Genomic DNA, 23230 nt, shown 5'->3' on the forward strand with positions numbered 1-23230 from the left:
GGCGTGGGGGTAGGCCCGGATTATGCGGCGTGCCATGCGGCTTCGGCACGCCGCAGGTCTTCCTCGGTATCGATGCCCGGCGGGAAGGGCTCGGGCGCCAGGGCCACGGCGATGCGCTGCCCGGCCTCGAGCACGCGCAGCTGCTCCAGCGCCTCCAGCCGCTCCAGCGGCGAGACCGGCAGGGCGCTGATGGTGGCGAGGAAGCCCGCCCGGTAGGCATACATGCCGATGTGCCGCAGGCAGGGCGCCTCGGGCGCACTGACACGGTCTACGGCATAGCGGTCGCGGTGCCAGGGGATCGGCGCACGGCTGAAGTACAGCGCATGCCCGGTGCCGTCCACCACCACCTTCACGGCGTTCGGATCGAACAGCGTGGCGCTGTCGGTGATCGGCGTGGCCAGGGTGGCCACGGGCGCCGGGCTGGCCGCCAGCGCCGCCGCCACCGTGTGCAGGGCCGAGACCGGAGCGAAGGGTTCGTCGCCCTGCAGGTTCACCACGATGGCCCCGGGTGGCCAGCCACGCTGCGCCGCGCACTCGGCGAGGCGGTCGGTGCCGGAGGGATGGTCGGAGCGGGTGAGGCAGACCGCCACGCCGAGGCCGGAAACGGCCTCGGCGATGCGCGCGTCGTCGGTGGCCAGCACCACCTCGACCGCCCCCGCGGCCAGGGCCCGCCGCGCCACGTGGCGAACAATTGGCTCGCCGCCGAGCAGGCGCAATGGCTTGCCCGGCAGGCGCGAGGCGGCGAAACGGGCGGGGATGGCGACGATGAACTCAGGGATCGACATGGGGCGTTCCTTGTCGCAGCAGCGAGTCGAGGGCATCGGGCAGGTCCGGCGGGAGCGCGGCGCGCACCGGCAGCTCCCAGGCATCGGCAAGGTCGATGCCGCGCAGCTTCACCGCGTCCTTGGACGTGACCAGCACCGGCGCGTCGTCCAGACCTCGGAAATCGGCCTCGACATAGGCATGGTGGTCGGGGAAGGGATGCGGCTCCACCGCCAGCCCGGCCTCGCGCAGGGTGGCGAAGAAGCGCGGCGGATGGCCGATGCCGGCCACGGCATGCACGCGCTGGCCGGCAAACGCCGCCAGCGCACGCGTCTCGCCGGCCCGGCGCCCCAGGCCACGCAGCGCGGCGGGCACGAGCCGCATCGGCCACTCGCCGGGGCGCGGCTCGCGGCCCTGCACCACGCGGAAGGCCGCTGGCCTGGCCGGCAGCGGCTCGCGCAGGGGGCCGGCCGGCAGCACCCGGCCATTGCCAAGGCCGCGGGCATCCTCGACCTCGATCTCGAGGTTCCGGCCAAGCCGCAGATGCTGCAGGCCATCGTCGGCGATCACGAGGTCGCAGCCCAGGGCCACGAGGGCCTCGGCCCCGGCCACGCGGTCGCGGTCCACCACCACCGGGCAGCCGGCTTCACGCCGGATCAGCAGCGGCTCGTCGCCCACCAGCCGTGCGTCGTCGCCGGGCGCGACGGCATGCTGGCCCCGGCCCGTACGTCCATGGCCGCGGCTCACCACGCCCGGGCGCCAGCCGCGGCTGCGCAGGGCCTCGACGAGGGCGATCACCAGCGGCGTCTTGCCGGCGCCGCCAACGGTCCGGTTCCCCACCACCAGCACCGGCACCGGGAGCCGGTGCTGGCGCCGCCAGCCCTGCCGGTAGGCCCGGCGCCGCAGGCGCATCGCGGCACCCCAGAGGCAAGCGATGCCACGCAGCAGCAGACCCGGCGATACACCGCCGTACCAGCGCGCCAGAAGCCAGCGTTCGAGGGCGGCGCGCGGCATGGCGCTAGGCCGCGGCGTCGCGGAACTGCGCCCGGTAGAGCCCGGCGTAATGCCCCCCCCGGGCCAGCAGTTCGGCATGGGTGCCGGCCTCGACGATGCGCCCCTGGTCCATCACCAGCACCTGGTCGGCCCGCTCGATGGTGGACAGGCGGTGGGCGATGACCAGCGTGGTGTGGTTCGGGATCAGGCGGTCCAGCGCCGCCTGCACGAGGCGCTCGCTCTGGTTGTCGAGCGCCGCGGTGGCCTCGTCGAGGATCAGCAGCGGCGCATCCTTGAGCACCGCGCGGGCGATGGCGATGCGCTGGCGCTGGCCGCCGGAGAGCCGGTTGCCGTTCTCGCCGATGCGGGTCTGCATGCCTTGCGGCAGGCGGCGGATGAACTCCATTGCATTGGCGGCCTCGGCGGCGCGTTCGATCGCGGCCTCGTCCACCGGCCCGCTGGCGCCATAGGCGATGTTGGCGGCCACGGTGTCGTCGAACAGCATCACCCGCTGGCCGACGAGGGCGATCTGCCGCCGCAGGGCCGGGAGCGACCAGTCGCGCAGCGGAATGCCATCGAGCAGGATCTCGCCCGTGTCCGGCTCGTAGAAGCGCGGCAGCAGGCGCACCAGGGTGCTCTTGCCGCTGCCCGAGCGGCCGACGATGGCGGTGACGGTGCCCGGCCTTGCCTCGAAACTGACCTCCGCCAGCGCGGCATGCTCCGCCCCCTCATAGCGCAGGCCGACGCCGCGGAACACCAGCTCGCCACGGGCGCGCGGCACGGCATGGCCGCCGCCATCGCGCTCCTCCGGCTCGTCGAGCACGGCGAACAGGCGCTGGGCCGCAGCGATGCCGCGCTGCACCGCCGACTGCACGTTGGCAAGCCGCCTGAGCGAGGGGATCAGGGCCATCATCGCCGACATGATGGCAACGAAATCGCCGGGCGAGAGCCGCCCCCGGGCGGCCTGCGCGCCGGCCACCGCCAGCAGTACCGCCAGCGCCACCGCCGCCAGCAGCTGGATGATGGACGAGGCCGCGGCCCGGGTGGCCTCCACCTTCAGGTGCAGCCGCAGGTTGGCGTCGGCAAGGCCGGTGTAGCGCCGCACCTCGGCCTCGCGGCGGCCATAGACCTTGATGTCCTGCTGCCCGGCGATGATCTCCTCGGCACCGGCGGCAAGCTCGCCCACGCCCTCCTGGATGCGCCGGTTGAGCCGCCGGTAGCGCCGGCTCACGTAGGCGGCGATGAGGGCGATCAGCGGCACCACGATGGCGATGGCGGCGGTGACGGTGGGGCTGTACCAGAGCATCACGCCGACGAGACCGAGCACGGTGAGGGTGTCGGTGACCAGCACCTTCAGTGCGTCGCTGCTGGCCTGCGCCACCTGTTCGGTATCGAAGTTGAGCCGCGAGACCAGCGAGGCCACCGGCTCACGGTCGAAGCGGGCGCTGGGCAGGCGCAGCAGCTTGTCGAGCATGGCCACCCGCAGGTCGCGCACCACCCCGCGGCCGGCCCGGGCCATGCCGTAGTCGGTGGCGAAGGTGGCAATCCCGCGCAGCAGGAAGATGGCGACGATGGCGAGCGGCAGCTGCCAGCGGGCATCGGGATCCTGCGCCACCAGCGTGTCGTCGATCATCGGCTGCATCAGCCAGGTGAAGGCAGCGGCCGCGCCGGCTTCCACCACCATGCCCAAGGCCGCCAGGGCCAGCAGGGCGGCATAGGGCCGCGACCATCCCAGCAGGCGGCGGTAGATCGCCCAGCCCGAGGCCGGGGCGTGACCGTCCTTCACCCGCCGGCCTCCGGAAGGGTGGCGATGGCGATACGGCTGAAACCGGCCTGGCCGAGCGCATCCATGGCCGTCACCACCGCCTGGTGCGGGGCGCGGGCATCGGCGCGGATGACCACCCGGATCGCGGCACGCTCGCCCTCCACGCCCTTCAGGGCGGACACCAGCGCCGCGCGGTCGTCCTTCGGCAGCTCGCGGTTGCCGAGGTAGAGCCGCCCCTCGGCATCGACGACCACGGTCAGCGGCTCGCCGGAGGCTTCGAGCGCCGGGCCGCTGGCGGTGGGCAGCTCCAGCCGCAGCGCGGTGCGCACGTCGAAGGTGGTGGTGACCACGAGAAAGACGATGATGCAGAAGATGACATCGATCAGCGAGACCAGGCTGATCTCCGGCTCATCGTCGCCGCCTCGGGCCAGCCTCACGCCGCCGCTCCCCGGGCCCGGGCCTTGCCGGCCACCGCATGGTCCTCGATGGCGTCGACCAGTGCGATCGCCTCCTTCTCCATCTCCACCACGTAGCCGGCCACGCGGGAGCGGAACCAACGGTAGAGCACCAGCGCCGGGATGGCCACGATCAGGCCGGCCGCGGTGGAGATCAGCGCCTGGCCGATGCCGCCGGCAAGGCGGTTGGCATCGCCCACCCCGGCATCGAGGATGGCCATGAACATCGAGATCATGCCAAGCACGGTGCCGAGCAGGCCGAGCAGCGGCGCGACGGCGGCGATGGTGCCCAGGGTCGGCAGGAAGCGCTCGAGCTCGTGGAGCACGTGGCGGCCGGTGTCCTCGATGCGCTCCTTGATCACTTCGCGCGAGCGGTGGCGCACGTCCAGCGCTGCCGCCAGCAGGGCCCCGAGCGGCGAATTACTGCGCAGCACCTCGATGTGCCGGGGATCGAGCTGGCGGCCCTTCGCCCATTGCCGCACCTCCTCGCCAAGGCCCGGGGGCAGCACTTCGCGGCGGCGCAGCGTCCAGGCACGCTCCACGGCGATGCCAATGGCACCCACCGCGAGCAGCAGGATCGGCACCATGACCCATCCGCCGGCGATGACCAGTTCCAGCATGTCGATTTCCTGTATGGACCGGCCAACAGCATAGCGGCTCAGCCCCCCTGCCCGTTCCACCAGTGGCCCTGCAGGGCGCGCCAGGACCGGAGACGCCACCCGCTTTCGCCCTCCACGCTGCCGGCGGCAGCGAGGTAGACCGCCCCCTCGCGCCCGGGATGCCAGGCATCTGCTGGCCAGTGGCGCAGGCGGGCCGGACCCGGGCGGCGGGTGGCCACGGCATGGCTGGCCTCCATCGCCTGCTGCCAGGCGAGCACCGCCCCGGGACCGCCGATGACGGCGCGTGCCGGCACGCGTTCCATGCTCCGGGAGGCGTCGGCGCCCACCTGCCGCACGTCTGCGCCCGGCAGCCGCCGCGCCGTCCAGACCGAAGCCTCCGAGGCATGCCAGAGCTCGCGCCCCTCGCCATCGCGCACCCGCAGCACGCAGGGCGATGCCACGCCATGCCGGGCCACCGGCAAGGGCGCCAAGGCCTCGATATGCACGCCGTCCAGCACGAGGCTGCGCCCGCGCTCGCAAGGCAACGCCCCGGCCGGCGCCTGACCCGGCGCGTGCCAGCGTTCGCGCACCGGGAACGCCGCCTCGACCCGCGCCACGCCGCCGAGCCGCCCGGCATTGCCGGCGGTCTCGATGCGCAGGGCGATCTCCCGCACCCCGAGGGCGCGCAGCGCCGCCACCGCCTCGCCGCCTGCCGGCCCGGTATCCACCAGCACCTCGTGCCGCGCCGTGCGCAGCAGCACCGCCTCGCCGCGCGGCAGGGCCAGCACCCAGGCCTCGACCCGGCCTTGGAGTGGCCGCGACACCGATGGAAACAGCAAGGGCAGCAGCAACACCGCCCCCATGCCCCGCCAACGCCAGCCGAGCGGCGGCAGCACCACCGCCACGCCCAGCAGGGCCAGCGCCACGGCCCAGGGAGAAGGCTCGGCGACCCAGTAGAGGCCGCCGCCGAGGGCCGGCGGCCAGCGCCCCAGCCCCCACCAGAGGGCGTCCATGGCGGCCGCCGCCATGCCCCAGAGCAGGCCGGCCAGACCGGGAGCGAAGGCGAGCGCCAGCGTACCGAGCAGCGCGAGCGGCACCACCACCAGGCTGATCCAGGGGATGGCCACGAGATTGGCCAGCGGCCCGGCGAGCGGCACCTGCAGGAAGAAGGCCGCGGTGATCGGCAGCAGGCCGAAGCTGGCCACCCATTGCGCGCGCAGGAAGGCCCGGAGATCGACGGCGGAGGTGATGCCCGGCAGCGACCAGGCCAGCCAGGCCACGCCGCCGCAGGAGAGCCAGAAGCCCGGCAGCAGCAGGGCGAAGGGATCGAGGGCGGCGATCGAGGCCACGGCGAGTGCCAGTGCCTGCATCGGCCCCACATGGCTGCGCAGGCTGGAAACCAGGGCCACCACGCCCACCATCGCCACCGTGCGCAGCGTGGGCAGGCTGAAGCCGGCCAGGGCTGCATAGCCCAGCCCGGCGAGCAGGCAGGCCAGCGCCGCGGCCTGGGGTCGCCGCCAGCGCTGGGCAAGCCCGGGCGCGATCCACCACAGGCCGCGCACCGCCCAGGCGCCGAGCCCGGCGACGAGGCCGACATGGAAACCGGAAATGGCGATCAGGTGGGTGAGGCCAAACTGCCGCAGCCGCTCCCAGTCGGCAGCCGAGAGCCCGCGGGTATCGCCCACCGCGAGGGCGGCGACGAAGCGCCCTCGGGCCTCGCCCAGCGCGGTGGCAATGGCGCTTGCGATCCGGTCGCGCAGGGCATCCATGCCCGAGGCCGGCGCGAGCCGTAGCGGCATCTGGGCGCTGCTGATACTGGCCGAGGCCACCGCCCGCAGGGCGAGGGCCTGGCGCGCGGCATCGAAGCCCCCCGGGTTGCGAGCCCCCTCGGGGACCTCCGCCACGAGCGAGAGCCGCCAGCGCTCGCCGGGGCGCACGCCCTGACCGTGCCCATGCCAGCGCAGGGACACGCGGCGGCCGTCGAGGGCCTCGGCCGCGCCGGGCGGCCCGGCCAACACGCGCTCGATCCGGGCCAGGCCGCGCAGGCCGTGCTCGCCCGCCTCCGGCAGCCCCTCGAAACGCAGCTCGACCAGCAGGCCCTCGCCCGCCAGCGTGGCGGGCAGGCGCTGCGCGAGGGCGCGGTGGCCGTGCAGTGCAGCGAGCGCCGCGCCCGAGGCCAGGGCGAGCAGCGCGACGGCCCACGCCAGGCGCGGCCGGAGGAAAACGGCGCCGCCCACGGCAAGGCCGAGGACGGCGATCGCCACGGCCAGTGGCAACAGGGCGCCGGCCTGGAGCTGCCAGAGCACGCCGCCGCAGAAGGCGGCGACGGGCAGCGGGCCGAGGCGGAGGGGGCGTCCTTGCCCGTCGTCCATGGGCCTAGTCCGGCACCCAGGGCTGCAGGCGGCCGCCGCGCAGTTCCAGCACCCGGTCGAGCCGGCGGGCGAGGCGCCGGTCGTGGGTCACCAGCACCAGCGCCGTGCCGCGGGCGCGATTGAGCGAGAGCAGGAGGTCGAAGACCGCCGAGGCCGAATGCTCGTCGAGGTTGCCCGTGGGCTCGTCGCCCAGCACGCAGGCCGGTTGCGTCACCAGGGCGCGGGCCACGGCGCAGCGCTGGCGCTCGCCGCCGGAGAGCTCGCCCGGCTTGTGGCCGAGGCGGTGGCCGAGGCCCACCGCCTCCAGCAGTGCCCGCGCCGGAGGCTCGGCGCCGGCCACGGCCTCGCCGCGTACCAGCAGCGGCAGCATCACGTTCTCCAGGGCCGTGAATTCCGGCAGCAGGTGGTGGAACTGGTAGATGAAGCCGAGCGCGCGGTTGCGCAGGCGGCCACGCGCCGCATCGCCGAGGCGGCTCATCGCCTCGCCTTCCACCCACACTTCGCCGGCCGTGGGCGTATCGAGCCCGCCGAGCAGGTGCAGCAGGGTGCTCTTGCCGGCCCCCGAGGCCCCGATGATGGCCACCGTCTCGCCGCGCGCCACGGTGAGATCGAGACCGTCGAACACCGGGGTTTCCAGCGATCCTTCGCGGTAGGTCTTGGCGAGGCCACGGGCCTCCAGCACGATGCTCATGGGCTCACTCGTAGCGCAGGGCCGTGGCCGGGTCGGTGCGTGAGGCACGCCAGGCCGGGTACAGGGTGGCGAGGAAGGACAGCGAGAGCGCCACGGCCGCCACGCTGGCCACGTCGGCGGGATAGACGGCGGTCGGCACGCCGGTGATGTAGTAGACATCGGCCGGCATCAGCTCATGGCCCACCAGCCCCTCGATGAAGCGGACGATGGCGCCGAGATTGAGGCTGAGCAGCACGCCGCCCAGCACGCCGGCCAGGGTGCCGACCACACCGATCACGCTGCCCTGCACGATGAAGACGGCCATCACCTGCCGGGGCGTGAGGCCGAGGGTGCGCAGGATGGCGATGTCGGCCTGCTTGTCCTGCACCAGCATCACCAGCGAGGAGACGAGGTTGAAGGCGGCGATGGCGATCACCAGCGAGAGCAGGATGAACATCACCGTGCGTTCCATGCTGAGCGCCGAGAAGAAATTGCGGTTGTCGCGCATCCAGTCGCTCACCCGGGCCTCGGGCCCGAGGCGCACCGCGAGGTGCCGGGCCACCTCGCCGGCCTGCCAGAGGTCGGCCACCTTCACCCGCACCCCGGTCACGGCCCCGCCGAGACGCAGCAGGCGCTGGGCATCGCCCAGGGCGACGAAGGCGAAGCTGCTGTCGGCGGTGTGCTCGCCCATCGAGAAGATGCCGACCACGGTGAAGCGCCGCGAGCGCGGCATCGCCCCCATCGGCGTGCTGGTGAACTCGTTGAGCGTGGCGTTCACCCGGTCGCCGACGCGGACGCCCAGCATCAGGGCCAGCTGGTCGCCGAGCACGATGCCGAACTCGCCCTCGCGCAGGTCCTCCAGCCGCCCCTCGCGCATCCGCGCCGCCAGCTCGGAGACGCTGCGCTCCTCGCCCGGCACGATGCCCATCACCAGGGCGGCGCTGGTGCGCGCGCCGCTCAGCAGGCCCTCGCGCCGCACATAGGGCGCCGCGCCCACCACCCGGGCATCGGCCCGCGCCACCGCCAGCACCGAATCCCAGTCCTCGAGGCCGCGCCCGGCCCCCTCCACGGTGACATGGGCCACCGAGCCGAGCAGGCGGTCGCGGATCTCGCGCTGGAAGCCGCTCATCACCGCGATGGTGGTGATGAGCGCGATCACCCCGATGATGATGCCGAGGATGGACGCGGCGCTGATGAAGCTGATGAAGCGGTTGCGGCGCTTGGCGCGCAGGTAGCGCAGGCCGATCGCCAGCGGGAGCGGTTGGAACATGCCTAGCCCATCCAGTCGGGAGGAAGCCCCGGTCGCGCCGGGGGCCGTCGCGCCGCCAGCCTCAGGGCCCGCCGCGCCGCGGGCGACAGGGTATCCGGCCAGAACACCCGCGTGGAGCGTCCGCCGCCAGGATGCAGCACCAGCAGCGGCCACTGTTCATGCAGCACCGGGGGGCGTTCGGCATCGATCGTCAGCCATTCGCCGGGGCGGGCGAGGTGCCGCCTCGCCTCCCACAGTCCCCAGGCAAAGGCCACGGCCGCCAGACCGAACTGCACGGCGCGGGGCAGGGCCGGTCCGAGGGCGCTGGCGAAAAAGGCGAAGGCCGCCAGCGGCGGCAATACGAGGCGCAGGCCGGCCTCCCAGCGCGAGGGCCGCCACTCAAGGCGGAAGCTGCCGCAGTCGGTCGACGAAATCGGCAAGGTCGGCATCCCCGGGGCGCTCGCGGCCCATGCACCAGCGCCAGAGGATGTCGTCTTCGGTGTCCAGCAGCCTGAGGAAAAGCCCCCGGTCGGCGTCGGAAGCCGTCGCGAAAGCACGGTCGAGGTAGCGCTCCATGAGCTGGTCGAGCTCGCGCATGCCGCGGCGGCAGCGCCACCTCAGGCGCCTGAGTTCGACCGGATCGATCTCGGCCACGATGCGCGCCCTGCCCCAGCGAGCCGTCAGAGCACCCCGGCCCAGTGCAGGCCGAGCTGGATCCAGAGGAACAGCAGTGCCGTGCAGGCGGCGAGGAAGGCACGGAAGCGGCGCATCACCTTGTTCCGGCCGCAGGCCTCGATGGCCATGAGCACCCGGGCGCCGACGAAGGCCCAGGCCATCGAGAGCGGGCCGAAGCCCTCGACCCCGGTCTGCATGGCGGCAAGGCAGCCAGCGAAGAACAGCACCGGCGTCTCGAACAGGTTGCGGAAATGGTCGGCCGCCCGGGTGTCCTCCAGGGTCTCGGCCATCTGCCGTGCCGAGGCCACCGACTGCGGAGGGATCCGGCGGCGCTTCATCTCGCCGATGCGAGTCTGGAAAAGGCGTGCGGCAACGGCGAACACCAGGCCTACCATCGCCAACATCGGCCACACCCAGGGCGAGGCCGCCATCAGGCACCCCGCCGCGCCAGCATCAGCTTCTTGATCTCGGCGATGGCCCGGGCCGGGTTCAGGCCCTTCGGGCAGGTCCGCGCACAGTTCATGATGGTGTGGCAGCGGTAGAGCTTGAACGGGTCCTCGAGGTCGTCGAGCCGGGCCCCGGTGTCCTCGTCACGCGAATCGACGATCCAGCGGTAGGCCTGCAGCAGGATCGCCGGGCCCAGGTAGCGCTCGCCGTTCCACCAGTAGGAGGGGCAGCTGGTGCTGCAGCAGGCGCAGAGGATGCACTCGTAAAGGCCGTCGAGCTTCTTGCGGTCTTCCGGGCTCTGCAGGCGCTCGCGGCTGGCCGGCGGCGCGCTCTGGGTGCGCAGCCAGGGGCGGATCGAGGCGTACTGGGCGTAGAAATGGGTCAGGTCCGGCACCAGGTCCTTGATCACCGGCATGTGCGGCAGCGGGTAGACCGGCACTTCCTTCTTCATGCACTCGTCGATGGCCTTGGTGCAGGCCAGCGTGTTGGTGCCGTCGATGTTCATCGCGCAGGAGCCGCAGATGCCCTCGCGGCAGGAGCGGCGGAAGGTCAGCGTCGGGTCGATCTCGTTCTTGATCTTGATCAGCGCGTCCAGGACCATCGGCCCGCAGCTGTCGAGATCGACCTCGTAGGTGTCCACGCTGGGGTTCCTGCCGTCGTCCGGGTTCCAGCGGTAGACCTTGAAGACGCGGACGTTCTTCGCCCCGGCCGGCGCCGGGAAGTGCCTGCCCTTGCCGACCTTCGAATTCTGCGGGAGGGTGAACTCAGCCATCGTGTGACCTCGGGATCAGTACTTGCGCGCCTTGGGCGGAATGGGCTGCACGGCGTCGGTCTGGGTGTAGAGGTGCACCGGGCGGTAGTCGATGCGGGTCTCGCCCTTCTCGTCGATCCAGCAGAGGGTGTGCTTCATCCACTCGGCGTCGTTGCGCTCCGGGTAGTCCTCGCGGGCATGGGCGCCGCGCGATTCCTTGCGGTTCTCCGCCGACACCATGGTGACCACCGCCTGGGCGAGCAGGTTCTGCAGCTCCAGGGTCTCGATCAGGTCGGAGTTCCACACCAGCGAGCGGTCGCTCACCCGCACGTCGGCGAAGGAGGCGTGGGCCTCGCGGATCTTCTTCACCCCGGCCTGCAGCGACTCGCCGGTGCGGAACACGGCGGCATCGTTCTGCATGATGCGCTGCATGTTCAGGCGGATCTCGGCCGTCGGCGTGCTGCCCTTGGCATGGCGCAGGCGGTCGAGGTTGGCGAGCGACTTGTCGAGGGCATCGGAGGCAAGGCGCTTGTGCGGCTGGCCGGGCCTGATGGTCTCGGCGCAGCGGTTGGCCACCGCGCGGCCGAACACCACGAGGTCGAGCAGCGAGTTCGAGCCGAGGCGGTTGGCGCCATGCACCGAGACGCAGGCAGCCTCGCCGATGGCATACAGGCCCGGCACCACGGCATCCGGATCGCCATCCTTCAGGGTCACCACCTCGCCGTGGTAGTTGGTCTGCAAGCCGCCCATGTTGTAGTGCACGGTGGGCAGCACCGGGATCGGCTGCTTGGTCACGTCGACGCCGGCGAAGATCTTCGCCGTCTCGGCGATGCCCGGCAGGCGCTCGTGGATGACCTTCGGGTCGAGGTGGGTCAGGTCGAGGTGGATGTGGTCCTTGTTCGGGCCCACGCCGCGGCCTTCGCGGATCTCGATGGTCATCGAGCGGCTGACCATGTCGCGCGGGGCGAGGTCCTTCACGCTCGGGGCATAGCGCTCCATGAAGCGCTCGCCCTGGGCGTTGCGCAGGATGCCGCCCTCGCCGCGCACGCCCTCGGTGATCAGGCAGCCGGCGCCGTAGATGCCGGTCGGGTGGAACTGCACGAACTCCATGTCCTGCAGCGGCAGGCCGGCACGCAGCGCCATGCCGCCACCGTCGCCGGTGCAGGTGTGCGCCGAGGTGGCGCTGAAATAGGCGCGGCCGTAGCCGCCGGTGGCCAGCACCACGCCATGGGCGCGGAACACGTGGATCGTGCCTTCCGCCATGTCGAGCGCGATCACGCCGCGGCACACCCCCTCCTCGTCCATGATCAGGTCGAGGGCGAAGTACTCGATGAAGAAGCGGGCGTCGTGCGCCAGCGACTGCTGGTAGAGCGTGTGCAGGATGGCATGGCCGGTGCGGTCGGCGGCGGCACAGGTGCGCTGCGCCGGCGGACCCTCGCCGTAGCGGGTGGTCATGCCGCCGAAGGGGCGCTGGTAGATCTTGCCGTCTTCGGTGCGCGAGAACGGCACGCCGTAGTGCTCGAGCTCGATGATGGCCGGGATGGCCTCGCGGCACATGTACTCGATGGCATCCTGGTCGCCCAGCCAGTCCGAGCCCTTCACGGTGTCGAAGAAGTGGTAGCGCCAGTCGTCCTCGCCCATGTTGGCGAGCGCGGCCGAGATGCCGCCCTGCGCCGCCACGGTGTGCGAGCGGGTCGGAAAGACCTTGGTGATGCAGGCGGTCTGCAGGCCCTTGGCGGCAAGGCCGAAGGTGGCACGCAGGCCGGCGCCGCCGGCTCCCACCACGACCACGTCGTAGTGGTGTTCGGTGATCTTGTAGGCAGTGGTCATGGCGGTGTCAGGCGGTGAAGGCGATGCGGCCGATGGCCACGACGGAGGCGATGGCGGCGAGCGCGTAGGCGTACTTCACGAGGAGCTGCAGCGCGATCTCCAGCCACGGGGTGTGGATGTAGTCCTCGATCACCACCTGCAGCCCGAGGCGGGCATGCCACATCACCGCCAGCACGAAGGCCAGCATCAGGGTGGCGTTGAGCGGCTCGGCGAGGAAGGCGCGGGCATTGGCGTGGTCGGCGCCGATGAGCGACACCGCCGTCACCACGAACCAGGGCACGAGGAACAGCAGGGCCACGGCGGAGACGCGCTGGGCCCACCAGTGGGCCACGCCCTCCTTGGCGCTGCCAAGGCCGCGGGCCACGGCCCAGGGATGGCGCAGGCGGCTCATGCCCCACCTCCCGCCGAGAGGCCGGCATACCAGAGCAGGCCGGTGAGCAGCACCGCCAGGGCCACCACGGTGTAGCCGGAGCGGTAGACCTGCGGGATCTCGAAGCCCCAGCCCATGTCCCAGAACAGGTGGCGCACGCCGTTCAGGAGGTGATAGACGAGGGTGGCGCAGAAGACGAACAGCAAGGCCTTGCCGGGCAGCGAACCGGCCACCGCGAGGAAGGCCGCGTAGTGCTCCTCGCCACCGGCGAGCGCCATCAGCCACCAGGCCACCAGGAGCGCGCCGACCGCATTGGCCACGCCGGTGGCACGGTGCAGGATCGACATCATCGAGGTGATCTGCGGCCGGTAATACGGCCCGATCATGAAGGGAGACAGGGGTCGTTTGGGCGTGGCCATGGGCTGCGCTCGTGCTGGTGTGTCGGTTGGGGGCCGCGTCCTGCGGTCAGAAGTCGATGCAGCGGCCGTTTTTTTCCCAGTCGCCGAAGCGGGTGGGCTCGGGGCCGTCGCGTCCACCGTATTCCCGCGGCCGGGCCGCGGCATCGCCGCCCGCGTCGGGCCGCATCGCCTCGGGAGCCTGCGTCTCGCGGGAAGGCTCGCCTAGAATGTCCGGCTCGGGAAGCATCCCGGCATGTTAAGCAGCCGTTCCCTGACGTTCAAGCTGGAATCCGTGAAATCCGAGGCCCCCGCCCTGCTCCCCGACATCGCCGTGATCCTGCTCGAAGGCCGTGATGCCAGCGCCTTTGCCCAGGCCCAGACGATGAACGACGTCGCCGCCCTGCCCGACGGGCACTGGCACTGGAATGGCTGGCTCGATGCCAAGGGTCGGGTGCAGGCCCTGTTCGCGCTGGCCAGGGTCGCGCCGGAACGGCTCTGGCTGCTGCTGCCCGACGAGCCGGCAGCCGCCTTCGCCGAGGCCCTGCGGCGCTTCGTGCTCCGCAGCCGGGTGGCGATCGTGGTGCGCGAGGATCTCGGCGCCTTCGCCGAGTTCGGGGTCGCCACGGCAGCTTCCACCGCGCCCGCCGATGCCCTGCTCGCCCGCCCGGGCGCGGAGTGCGGGCTCGACCTCTCCACTCCGGCAGTGTCGCGGCGGCTCTGGGTGCAGCCGCGCGGCGAGGCCCGTCCCGACCCGGGGGCCGGGGCCCGCTGGCGCGAGGCCGACCTGCGCCACGGACTGCCGCGCTGGCCGGCCGGACGCGAGCATGCCTGGACCCCGCACATGCTCTCGCTCGACCGGCTGCGCGCCTTCAGCGTGAAAAAAGGCTGCTACCCCGGCCAGGAGATCGTGGCCCGCACCCATTTCCTCGGCCGCAGCAAGCGCCAGGCCTGGTGGCTGGAAGGCGAGGGTCTGAAGGCCGGCGCCGCCGTCGAGGATGCGCAGGCGCGCCTGCTCGGCGAGGTGCTGGAGGCCACGGCCGACGGCCGGGGCGCGCTCGCCGTGGCCGCGCTCGAGGCGCCGGGCACCGTGCGGGTGGCAGGAAGCGTGGCCACCGCCTCGGTTCCACTGCCGGGGCTGGCGCGCCCCACCTGAGGAAAAGCTCTAGACTCCTTCACATGGCGGGGCCTTCCGGCCGCCGCCTTCGAGGACCGTCCCTGTCGAGGAGCTGCGATGTCGAACCCGTTCCGTTCCCCCCTGGGGGCCCTGCTGCTCGTCCTGGCCCTTGGTCCAGCCGGCCAGGCCGGGGCCGCCGACTACACCCTCACCGTCGAGCCGAACTTCCCGCCGGCGCAGATCCGCGAGGTCTACGGCCCCCTGCTGCAATACCTCAACCGCAGCACCGGCCACCGCTTCAGCGTGCGCAGCGCGGCCAACTTCAACCAGCACTGGCGCGAACTGCGCGCCGGCGCCAAGTATGACTTCGTGTTCGAGGAGGGCCACTTCTTCGACTACCGGCACAAGCAGAACGGCGCCCTGCCGCTCGTGCGCACGGCGGAGAACTCGGGCTTCGTCATCGCCGTGGCCGACCCGGAGATCGCCCGCGAAGGCCGCAATGGCATCGTCGGCCGCACCGTGGCCAGCCTGGGCGCCCCCAGCCTCGGCTACGTGCTGGTGTTCGATGCCTTCCGCAACCCGCTGGCCCAGCCGGAACTGCGCGCCATCAGCAGCAAGTGGTCGGACGGCCCCGACCTCGTGTTCTCCGGCGATGCCGAAGGCACCGTGCTGCCGCTCTACATGGCCGGCGAAAACCCCGCACTCACCGAGGTCTGGCGCAGCCGCGAGGTGCCGGGGCGGGTGTTCTCGGCCTCGCCAGAGCTGCCGCAGGAGGTGCGCCAGGCGGTGGCCGAGGCGCTGGCCAGGCTGCACGAAGACCCCGAGGCTTACGCGGTGCTCACCGAACTGCGCACCGAGCGTTTCGTGCCCGCCGAGGCTGCCCCCTACGACGGCATGGAGCGCCTCCTCGTGAATACCTTCGGCTACGCCCCGCCGGCCCCGGCCGCCGCGCCGGCCAGCCCGGCCGCGGCCACGCCCTGAGACGGGCTCAGGGGCAGCGGAAATAGATCAGCGCATCGCCGCTCGCGGCGATGCCACGGCCCAGGCTGATCACCCCGGAGCGGCGCAGCTTGGTCTCGTCGCGGTGCAGGCGCTGCTCCTCGTCGCCCTCGATGCGGAAATAGCTGCCGTTGGTCGAGCGGTCGGTGAGCACCCAGTGGCCGCGCTGGAACTCGATCACGGCATGGCTGCGGCTCACGCAGTCGAGGTCCACCACCAGGCCATTGCCGGCCTCGCGGCCCAGGGTGAGCGGCGGCGAGGCGGGGGAAAGCTCGATGGCCCGGCCGCGGTACTCGAGCAGCAGGCGCTGGTCCAGGCCCGGGGCATTGCCGAGGCTGAGGGCGCTTTGCACCATGGTCATGCCGGCCGGGTTTTCCTGCCAGATGATGTCCACGATCTCCAGCGCCTGCAGCTTCCCGGCCACCTGCGTGGTGCCCAGGGAGCGGAAGGGCTGGTGCCGGATCCCGGCCACGGTCGAGGCGGTGGTGACGATCTGCTCGCGGCCCGCCAGCTTCGCCATGCGGGCGGCCGTGTTGACGGCATCGCCGTAGACGTCGCCATCGTCCTCGAGCAGGCATTCGCCATGGTGCAGGCCGATGCGGATGGCGAGATGGTTGGCGATGCAGGTCGGGTCGGCGGCCACATGGCGCTGCATGGCCACGGCGGCGTCCACGCCCTCGCGGCCACCGGGATAGACGCACATGATCTCGTCGCCGATGGTCTTCACCACCCGCCCCTGGTGGCGCCGGCAGATCGCCGTCAGGGCCTCCAGCAGGCCGGCGATCAGGGTGCGGGCCTCCACGTCGCCGCGCTGCTCGAACAGGCGGGTGCTGCCGCTGACATCGGCGAACATCAGGGTCAGGGGCTGGGAGGTGGGCATGGCGGCTCCTTGCGCCCGGGAAGTCTACCTCAGGCCAGGCCGCGGGCGGCCGCCATGATGTCCTCCTCGGCGGGCAGCACCAGGAAGGCGGCCCCGGCCAGCGGGGTGTAGGTATCGGCCCCGCAGACCCGCGCCAGCGGGGTGGCGCCGAAACCGCCCTCGACCAGGGCGGTGAGGATGCCCTCCCCCACCCCGGCGCTGCGCCGGCCCTCGTCGACGACGAGGATGCGCTTCGCCGCCGCGGCCTGTTCGCGGAGGAAGGCCTCGTTGAGCGGCAGCAGCCAGCGCAGGTCGACCACGCGGACCTTCCAGCCGGTTTCGGCCTCGATCCGGCGCGCCGCCTTGAGGCTCATCGGCACGCCGTTGCCGAAGGTGAAGACGACGAGGTCGTCGCCCTCGCCGTAGACCTTGCCCTCGCCCAGCGGGATGGCGCGGTCGGGCGCCGGGTACTCGGTGAGCCAGAGGCCGTCGCCGGGCTCGTACAGGTCCTTGGTCATGTAGGTGGCGATCGGCTCGAGGAAGGCGCAGACCCGGCCGTCCACACGGGCGAGCGCCATCATCGTGCGCAGCATCATCACCGCGTCGTCGCCGCGGCTGGGGCAGCCGAGCACCAGGCCCGGAATGTCGCGGAGCGCCGTAACGGAGTTGTCGTTGTGGAAATGGCCGCCGAAACCGCGCTGGTAGCCCAGGCCGGCGATGCGCACCACCATCGGATTGCGGTACTGGCCGTTGGAGAAGAACTGCAGCGAGCAGGCCTCGCCGCGGATCTGGTCGCAGGCGTTGTGGAAGTAGGCGAGGTACTGGATCTCCGGCAGCGGCAGCATGCCGAGGTTGGCATAGCCCTGGGCAAGACCGAGGATCATGGTCTCGTCGAGCAGGGTGTTGAACACCCGCGCCGGGCCGAAGGCCTTGTGCAGGCCCTTCGTCACCGTGTAGACGCCGCCCTTCTGCGCCACGTCCTCGCCGAACAGCAGGGCTTCCGGGTACTTGGCGAACAGGTCGTGCAGGGCCTGGTTGATCTGGATGGCGAGATGGCGCGGCGGCTGCTTCTCGGGCAGCTTCGCCTCGCCGCCGAAGGCCTTCAGGCGGGCCTCGGCATAGTCGTTGCGGGTGGCCTCGCGGTGGACGATATCGGCATGGCAGGGCGCCAGCGGCGCCATCACCTCGTCCAGCGTGGCGAGCTTCGGCCGGCGATCGGCTTCCTCGGCGGCGGCGAAGCACCTGGTGCGGATCGATTCGTAGAGCTCCAGCACCCCGGTCTTCGACATCAGGCCAGACATCAGCGCGATCTCCGCCGAGCGCAGCAAGGGGTCGCTGGCCTCCACCCGCACCAGTTCCTCGATGGGCCGCCATTCGATCTCGAAGTCGGTGCCGGCGTGGCCCATGATCCGGGTGGTCTTGAGATGCAGGAAGGTCGGGCGCCGCGTGCGCCGGCAGTGCTCGACGGCGGCGGCCACCTGCCCGTAGCCGGCGGCGAGATCGAGGCCGTCGGCGAAGAAGTAGTCGAGGCCGTGCATGGCGCGGAAGCGCTCGGCGATCCAGCCCGCGGGCGTCTTCACCGAGATGCCGATGCCATTGTCCTCGCAGACGAACAGCACCGGCGCCGGCAGGCTCTGGTGCGCCGTCCAGGCCGCGGCATTGAAGGCCGTCTGCGCCGTGGCGTGGTTGGCCGAGGCATCACCGAAGGAGCAGATCGCGATCGAATCCTCGGGGATCGGCAGGGCATGGCCGATGCGCCGCGCCTGCCCGATGGCGATGGCGGTGCCGAGCGCCTTCGGCAAGTGGCTGGCGATCGTCGAGGTCTGCGGCAGCACCCACAGCGGCTTGCTGCCCCAGACCTTGTGCCGCCCTCCCGAGGCCGGATCGTCCTTGCTGGCGGCGAAGGAGAGCGCCGAATCCATGATCGGGTCCATGCCCGGCAGCTTGCGGAAGCGTTCGGCCATGAAGCCGCCGGAGCGGTAGTGCAGGAAGGCCGGATCGGTATGGCGGGTGAGCCGCGCCACCATCGCATTGCCTTCGTGGCCGGAGGAACCGATGGTGTAGAAGACCTTGTTCTGCACCCTGAGCACCCGCGCCATCAGGTCGAGGTGGCGGCTGATGAGCTGCGATTCGAACAGGTGCAGGAAGTCGGCAGCCGTGAGCGTGGCGCCGGGCAGTACCGGGGCATCGGCGGCCGGCGCGGCATGCACCGGCCCGTCCCAGGCCTCGACGAACTCGCTGAAATTGCGGTCGCAGACCTCGGCGCGGTTGAGGCCCTTCATGCGGGCCGGAAGCAGATGCGGGATCGGGGGGGCGTACTGGGCGGACATGCGGGCGCGGGAAGCGGATACGGAAGCGGCGCCCGAGGGCGCCGCCGGGAACGGGGCTGGGGCCGGCCTCAGAAGGCGTTGATGCCGGTGAGCTCGCGGCCCACCACCAGCTGGTGCACCGTCTCGGTGCCCTCGTAGGTGATGACCGATTCGAGATTCAGGGCGTGGCGGATCGGGCAGTACTCGGTGGTGATGCCCGAGCCGCCCAGCAGGTCGCGGGCCTCGCGGGCGATGTCGAGCGCCATGCGCACGTTGTTCCACTTGGCGAGCGAGACCTGCGTGGGCTGCAGGGTGCCGGCATCCTTCAGGCGGCCGAGCTGCAGCGAGAGCAGCTGCGCCAGGGTGATGCGGCGGGCCATGTCGGCAAGCCGGATCTGGGCGCTCTGGTTGGCCGCCACCGGGCGCCCGAACAGCACCCGCTCGCGGGTGTAGTTGAGCGCCTCGGTGAGGCAGGCCTGGGCCGAGCCGATCGGCCCCCAGGTGATGCCGTAGCGCGCCTGGGTGAGGCAGCCGAGCGGCCCTTTCAGGCCTTTCACGTTCGGCAGGCGCTGGCTGTCCGGGATGCGCACGCCATCGAAGAACAGCGCACTCGTCACCGAGGCGCGCAGGCTCATCTTGCGGTGGATCTCCTGGGCGGTGAAGCCCTTGGTGTCGGTCGGCACGATGAAGCCCTGGATGCCGTCCTCGGTCTGCGCCCAGACGATGGCGATGTGCGCCAGGTTGCCGTTGGTGATCCACATCTTGGCGCCGTTGATCACCCAGTCGCCGCCGTCCTTCCTGGCGGTGGTCTTCATGTTCGCCGGGTCCGAGCCGCCATGCGGCTCGGTCAGGCCAAAGCAGCCGATGATCTCGCCACGGGCCATGCCCGGCAGGTAGCGCTGGCGCTGCTCCTCGCTGCCATAGGCATAGATGGGATACATGCACAGCGAGCTTTGCACCGAGACGAAGCTGCGGATACCCGAATCGCCGCGCTCCAGCTCCTGGCAGATGAGCCCGTAGCTCACGGCATTGAGGCCGGCGCAGCCGTACTGCTCCGGCAGCGAGGAGCCGAGCAGGCCGAGCGAGGCGATCTCCGGGATCAGTTCCTTCGGGAAGCGCCCCTGGTCGAAGCATTCGCCGATGATCGGCAGCACCTTCTCGTCGGTGAATCGGGCGACGGTGTCCTGGACGGCGCGCTCTTCCTCGCTGAGCAGGGAGCGGATGTCGAAGAGATCGGTGGGATTCAGGGGCATGGCGGGGGCTCGGCTTCCGTGAAAGGGAAGAGGCCGGGGAAACCGGCCTCTTCGCGGGGCGCCCGATTGTAGCGGAGTTCAGCCCGTGGGGCCGGCCGGCGCCGGGGCCTGGGCCTGCACGATCACGCCGTCCTTGATCGGCAGCCGGCTGCCCGGCTTCTCGCTCATGCGCACGGTGCCGCTCTGGCCCTGGTAGGTCCAGCGCACGTCATAGCCGACGACGACCTCGCGCTCGCCCAGCTGCACGGTGCTGCCCGGCTTCTTGTCCATGCGCATGGTCTTCACCTCGCCGCCGATGGCGTACTGCACGTCATAGCCGACCACGCGCTCGCGGTTGTCCTCCACCATACGACAGTCGCGCACCGTCTCGGTGTAGCGGCGGCCGCCCTCGTGGCGGCGGTCGATCTCGCGGCCGGCATAGCCGCCGGCCACGGCGCCGGCCACGGTGGCGAGGTCCCGGCCCCGGCCCTTGCCGACCTGGTTGCCGACCAGGCCGCCGACCACGGCCCCCACCACCATGCCGTCCTTGTCGCCGAAGCGCTCGGGGGCGCGGCGCTCGACCTCACGGTCCTCGCAGACCTCGCGGCTGCCGGCCACGGTTTCACGCACCGGGGTGGCGGCCAGCACGTCGGCGAGGATCGGCTCCTTGACCACGATCGGGTCGGCCGAGACGACGTCGGCATAGGTCGGGCCGAACACGCGGTAGCCGCCAACGGCGGCACCGGCGGCGAGCACGACACCGGCAATGATGAGCGTCTTGTTGTTCATGGCGGGATTCCCCCTTCGGTTGGCGCACGGGGCGCGGTGTGGGAAAACCATGCTACGCCGATTCTGAACATTGACAAAAACCGTCAACCGCCCCGTTCAGCCGCCCCGTGTAAGGTGGGCGGGCCCGCCTTCCAAGGAAGCCGCCATGCGCCCGCGCCCGATCCTGATCGCCCCGCTCCTGCAGTTCGCTGGCGGACTGCGCTTTCGCACCCTGTTCTTCCTCACCGCGGCGCTGTTCGTGGCAAGCCTGCTCTTCCCCGATCCGCTGCCCTTCCTGGACGAGGTGCTGCTCGGCCTCGCCACCCTGCTGCTCTCGCAGTGGAAGAAGCGCAAGGCGCCGGAGGAGGCGATCGACGGCGCGCGCGGCACCGGCACACCGGGGCGGACGCCCTCCGGCAGGCCGGTGATCGACCTGCCGCCCGACCAGGTACGCCGCGAGGGCTGAATGCGTCTCTACGACAGCCACAGCCACCTCGATGCCCCCGAGTTCGACGCCGACCGCGAAGCGGTGCTGGCGCGGGCCGAGGCGGCGGGGGTGGCGCAGCAGCTGGTGCCGGCGGTGGCCTTCGCCGCCTGGCCGGGGCTGAAGGCCACCTGCGGCCTGCGCCCGGGGCTGAAGGCCGCCTACGGCCTGCACCCGATGTACCTCGAGGCGCACCGCCCGGAGCACCTCGAGGCCCTGCCGGTCTGGATCGAGCGCGAGCGCCCCGCCGCGGTGGGCGAATGCGGGCTGGACTTCTTCGTGCCCGGCCTCGACCCGGACCTGCAGCGTCACTACTTCCGGCGCCAGCTCGAGATCGCCCGCGACTTCGGCCTGCCGGTGGTGCTGCACGCCCGCCGCGCGGTGGACGAGGTGATCGCCATGCTCCGGCGCATCGGCGGGCTGCGCGGGGTGGTGCACAGCTGGTCGGGCAGCGAGGAACAGGCCGCGCAGCTCTTCCGCCTCGGCTTCCACCTCGGCATCGGCGGGCCGGTGAGCTTCGAGCGCGCGCAGCGCCTGCGCCGCACCGTGGCGACCATGCCCCTCGAGCACCTGCTGCTCGAGACCGACAGCCCGGACCAGCCCGATGCCTCGCGCCGCGGCCAGCGCAACGAGCCGGCCTTCCTCGTGGACGTGCTGCGCACCGTGGCCCGGCTGCGCGGCGAGGACGAGGCGCGGCTGGCCGAGGCCACCCGCCGCAATGCCGAGGCCCTGTTCGGGGCCTGAGGGCAAGCCGCCCCCAAAGCGACATCAGTCGCGGCGCTTCAGCAGCAGCTCGATGGCCTTGCCGGCGGCGGCGAAGGCGAAGCTGCCGGTGACATGGGTGGCAGCGCCTAGGCCAAGGCCGCAGTCGAGCTTGAGCGCCGCCTCGCCCTCGAGCGCCGGGCGCAGGCCGCAGACCGAACCGTCCGGCTGCGGGTAGCGCACGTTCTCCAGCGAGTAGACCGCCGGCACGCCGAAGTAGCGGTCGGGGTTGCGCGGGAAACGGAACTCGGCGCGCAGCTTCTTGCGCACCAGGGCCAGCAGGGCGTCGTGCTCGGTGCGCGAGAGGTCGCGCACCCGCACCAGGGTAGGGTCGGTGCGCCCGCCGGCCGAGCCCACCACCACGATCGGCTGCTTGCGGCGGCGGCAGAAGGCGATGGTCTCCACCTTGGCACGGAAGCTGTCGAAGGCGTCCAGCACCAGGTCGAAGCCCGGATCGAGCAGAGCCTCGAGGTTGGACGGGGTGAGGAACTCCGGCACCACCCGCAGCCCGATCGCCGGATTGATGCGCCTGAGGCGCTCGGCCAGCACCTCGGCCTTGTTGCGTCCGTACTCGCCCTCCAGGGCGTGGAGCTGGCGATTGGTGTTGGAGATGCAAAGATCGTCGGCGTCCACCAGGGTGAGCTGCCCCACCCCGCTGCGGGCCAGGGCCTCCACCGCCCAGGAGCCCACGCCGCCCAGGCCCACCACGGCGACGTGACAGCGGGCGAGGCGGGCGGCGGCGCCGGCGCCATAGAGGCGGTCGATGCCGGCGAAGCGGGGATCGACCGGGGTTGCGGAAGGATTCATCGCGCGGATTCTATCGATGGTGCGTGTTCAGGAAGGAACGTTTAGGTTCGCCGCAAGCCCCACGGAGGAGAGGTCATGACGACGTTCCATCCATCCACCAAGCTCGCCCTCGGCGCCGCCCTGGTGGCGGTATTCGTCTCCGCCTGCAGCACCCAGCCCACCACCCGCCGCTACGCCACCTACGAGCCGGCGCCGCAGAACTACCCCGTGCGCTGCCATGACTGCGGCACGGTGGAGAGCATCGTGCGCGTGCTCAACGGCCGTGAGAACACCCGCACCGGCGCGGTGCTGGGCGGCGTGATCGGCGGCATCGTCGGCAACCAGGTGGCCGAGGACGAGAGCCGCGGCCGTCGCAACACCGCCACCGTGGTCGGCGCCGCCGCCGGCGCCGTGGCCGGCAATGCCATCGAGAACCGGATGAATGCCGAGACCTTCGACGTCACCATCCGCATGGACGACGGCCGGCGCCTGACCATCAACGTCACCAGCCTGCCGGCGGGCGTGGGCACTGGCGCCTACGTGCGCTGGGACGGCCGCCGCCTCGTGCCGGTGCGCTGAGC

The 23230-nt window shown here is 71.8% G+C and carries 26 protein-coding genes; 5 read left to right on the forward strand and 21 right to left on the reverse strand.

Features of this window, described 5'->3' with window-relative positions:
- Nucleotides 1-20: 20 nt before the first annotated feature.
- The 16 genes from kdsB to G408_RS15040 all read right to left on the reverse strand — a co-directional run bounded on the left by kdsB (nt 21) and on the right by G408_RS15040 (nt 13583).
- Entirely contained in the window at nt 21-785 is a 765-nt protein-coding gene (gene kdsB / locus G408_RS0104985; protein WP_028770201.1) for a 3-deoxy-manno-octulosonate cytidylyltransferase, read from the reverse strand.
- On the reverse strand, nt 772-1776 hold the full coding sequence (lpxK, locus tag G408_RS13225) for a tetraacyldisaccharide 4'-kinase (protein ID WP_037412280.1): 1005 nt from the start codon (nt 1774-1776) through the stop codon (nt 772-774). Before lpxK ends, kdsB begins: the two co-directional genes overlap by 14 nt.
- A 4-nt stretch (nt 1777-1780) precedes the next feature.
- A complete protein-coding gene (gene msbA / locus G408_RS0104995; protein WP_028770202.1) occupies nt 1781-3541 on the reverse strand; it encodes a lipid A export permease/ATP-binding protein MsbA in 1761 nt (586 codons plus the stop codon).
- Entirely contained in the window at nt 3538-3951 is a 414-nt protein-coding gene (locus G408_RS0105000) for an ExbD/TolR family protein (RefSeq protein WP_425423337.1), read from the reverse strand. The genes msbA and G408_RS0105000 overlap by 4 nt, the downstream gene beginning before the upstream one ends.
- Nucleotides 3952-3953: 2 nt before the next feature.
- Nucleotides 3954-4595, reverse strand: a complete 642-nt coding sequence (locus G408_RS0105005) for a MotA/TolQ/ExbB proton channel family protein (protein ID WP_028770204.1) — start codon at nt 4593-4595, stop codon at nt 3954-3956.
- Nucleotides 4596-4633: 38 nt separating this feature from the next.
- A complete protein-coding gene (locus G408_RS13235; RefSeq protein WP_051282634.1) occupies nt 4634-6946 on the reverse strand; it encodes a ComEC/Rec2 family competence protein in 2313 nt (770 codons plus the stop codon).
- 4 nt (nt 6947-6950) lie between these two features.
- On the reverse strand, nt 6951-7637 hold the full coding sequence (gene lolD / locus G408_RS0105015; protein ID WP_037412283.1) for a lipoprotein-releasing ABC transporter ATP-binding protein LolD: 687 nt from the start codon (nt 7635-7637) through the stop codon (nt 6951-6953).
- 4 nt (nt 7638-7641) lie between these two features.
- Nucleotides 7642-8886 (reverse strand): lipoprotein-releasing ABC transporter permease subunit, encoded by a 1245-nt coding sequence (locus G408_RS0105020; protein ID WP_028770206.1) that lies wholly within the window; start codon nt 8884-8886, stop codon nt 7642-7644.
- Between the two features lie 2 nt (nt 8887-8888).
- Nucleotides 8889-9305: a hypothetical protein gene (locus tag G408_RS0105025; protein WP_156890056.1), complete on the reverse strand. Its 417-nt coding sequence runs from the start codon at nt 9303-9305 to the stop codon at nt 8889-8891.
- Nucleotides 9265-9462, reverse strand: coding sequence for an FAD assembly factor SdhE (locus G408_RS15250; RefSeq protein ID WP_051282651.1), 198 nt, complete (start codon nt 9460-9462; stop codon nt 9265-9267). The genes G408_RS0105025 and G408_RS15250 overlap by 41 nt, the downstream gene beginning before the upstream one ends.
- Before the next feature lie 83 nt (nt 9463-9545).
- A complete protein-coding gene (locus tag G408_RS0105035) occupies nt 9546-9971 on the reverse strand; it encodes an MAPEG family protein (protein ID WP_037412286.1) in 426 nt (141 codons plus the stop codon).
- Complete coding sequence (locus G408_RS0105040; RefSeq protein WP_028770210.1) at nt 9971-10759, reverse strand: succinate dehydrogenase iron-sulfur subunit; 789 nt, start codon at nt 10757-10759, stop codon at nt 9971-9973. The genes G408_RS0105035 and G408_RS0105040 overlap by 1 nt, the downstream gene beginning before the upstream one ends.
- Before the next feature lie 15 nt (nt 10760-10774).
- On the reverse strand, nt 10775-12568 hold the full coding sequence (sdhA, locus tag G408_RS0105045) for a succinate dehydrogenase flavoprotein subunit (RefSeq protein WP_028770211.1): 1794 nt from the start codon (nt 12566-12568) through the stop codon (nt 10775-10777).
- Between the two features lie 7 nt (nt 12569-12575).
- Nucleotides 12576-12959: a succinate dehydrogenase, hydrophobic membrane anchor protein gene (gene sdhD, locus G408_RS0105050; protein WP_028770212.1), complete on the reverse strand. Its 384-nt coding sequence runs from the start codon at nt 12957-12959 to the stop codon at nt 12576-12578.
- On the reverse strand, nt 12956-13357 hold the full coding sequence (gene sdhC, locus G408_RS0105055) for a succinate dehydrogenase, cytochrome b556 subunit (protein WP_028770213.1): 402 nt from the start codon (nt 13355-13357) through the stop codon (nt 12956-12958). The genes sdhD and sdhC overlap by 4 nt, the downstream gene beginning before the upstream one ends.
- A gap of 46 nt (nt 13358-13403) precedes the next feature.
- Nucleotides 13404-13583: a DUF1674 domain-containing protein gene (locus G408_RS15040; RefSeq protein ID WP_037412289.1), complete on the reverse strand. Its 180-nt coding sequence runs from the start codon at nt 13581-13583 to the stop codon at nt 13404-13406.
- Between the two features lie 6 nt (nt 13584-13589).
- Here G408_RS15040 and ygfZ point away from each other — a divergent pair, with 6 nt between their 5' ends.
- Together ygfZ and G408_RS0105070 are read left to right on the forward strand one after the other, a co-directional pair.
- The gene (gene ygfZ / locus G408_RS13245) at nt 13590-14489 is read left to right on the forward strand and encodes a CAF17-like 4Fe-4S cluster assembly/insertion protein YgfZ (RefSeq protein WP_051282635.1); all 900 of its coding nucleotides are present in this window, start codon (nt 13590-13592) and stop codon (nt 14487-14489) included.
- 78 nt (nt 14490-14567) lie between these two features.
- The gene (locus G408_RS0105070) at nt 14568-15431 is read left to right on the forward strand and encodes a phosphate/phosphite/phosphonate ABC transporter substrate-binding protein (protein ID WP_028770214.1); all 864 of its coding nucleotides are present in this window, start codon (nt 14568-14570) and stop codon (nt 15429-15431) included.
- Nucleotides 15432-15438: 7 nt separating this feature from the next.
- Here the strand turns inward: G408_RS0105070 and G408_RS0105075 are convergent, their stop codons facing one another.
- The 4 genes from G408_RS0105075 to G408_RS0105090 all read right to left on the reverse strand — a co-directional run bounded on the left by G408_RS0105075 (nt 15439) and on the right by G408_RS0105090 (nt 20638).
- Nucleotides 15439-16329, reverse strand: coding sequence for an adenylate/guanylate cyclase domain-containing protein (locus G408_RS0105075; RefSeq protein WP_028770215.1), 891 nt, complete (start codon nt 16327-16329; stop codon nt 15439-15441).
- Nucleotides 16330-16358: 29 nt separating this feature from the next.
- Nucleotides 16359-18590: a thiamine pyrophosphate-dependent enzyme gene (locus G408_RS0105080; RefSeq protein ID WP_245584259.1), complete on the reverse strand. Its 2232-nt coding sequence runs from the start codon at nt 18588-18590 to the stop codon at nt 16359-16361.
- Between the two features lie 116 nt (nt 18591-18706).
- Nucleotides 18707-19870, reverse strand: coding sequence for an acyl-CoA dehydrogenase family protein (locus tag G408_RS0105085; RefSeq protein WP_028770217.1), 1164 nt, complete (start codon nt 19868-19870; stop codon nt 18707-18709).
- Nucleotides 19871-19948: 78 nt separating this feature from the next.
- On the reverse strand, nt 19949-20638 hold the full coding sequence (locus G408_RS0105090; protein WP_028770218.1) for a glycine zipper 2TM domain-containing protein: 690 nt from the start codon (nt 20636-20638) through the stop codon (nt 19949-19951).
- A gap of 145 nt (nt 20639-20783) precedes the next feature.
- On the opposite strand from G408_RS0105090, the gene G408_RS13250 reads away from it, so the two are divergent.
- Nucleotides 20784-21083, forward strand: a complete 300-nt coding sequence (locus tag G408_RS13250) for a DUF6116 family protein (protein ID WP_245584260.1) — start codon at nt 20784-20786, stop codon at nt 21081-21083.
- Nucleotides 21084-21845, forward strand: coding sequence for a TatD family hydrolase (locus G408_RS0105100; protein WP_028770219.1), 762 nt, complete (start codon nt 21084-21086; stop codon nt 21843-21845).
- A 24-nt stretch (nt 21846-21869) separates the two neighbouring features.
- On the opposite strand, the gene G408_RS0105105 is transcribed toward G408_RS0105100, so the two are convergent.
- Nucleotides 21870-22670 (reverse strand): tRNA threonylcarbamoyladenosine dehydratase, encoded by an 801-nt coding sequence (locus G408_RS0105105; RefSeq protein ID WP_028770220.1) that lies wholly within the window; start codon nt 22668-22670, stop codon nt 21870-21872.
- Nucleotides 22671-22745: 75 nt separating this feature from the next.
- Here G408_RS0105105 and G408_RS13255 point away from each other — a divergent pair, with 75 nt between their 5' ends.
- Nucleotides 22746-23228 (forward strand): YMGG-like glycine zipper-containing protein, encoded by a 483-nt coding sequence (locus tag G408_RS13255; protein ID WP_051282636.1) that lies wholly within the window; start codon nt 22746-22748, stop codon nt 23226-23228.
- Nucleotides 23229-23230: the final 2 nt, after the last annotated feature.

This window comes from Silanimonas lenta DSM 16282, from assembly GCF_000429065.1.
GTDB lineage: Bacteria > Pseudomonadota > Gammaproteobacteria > Xanthomonadales > Xanthomonadaceae > Silanimonas > Silanimonas lenta.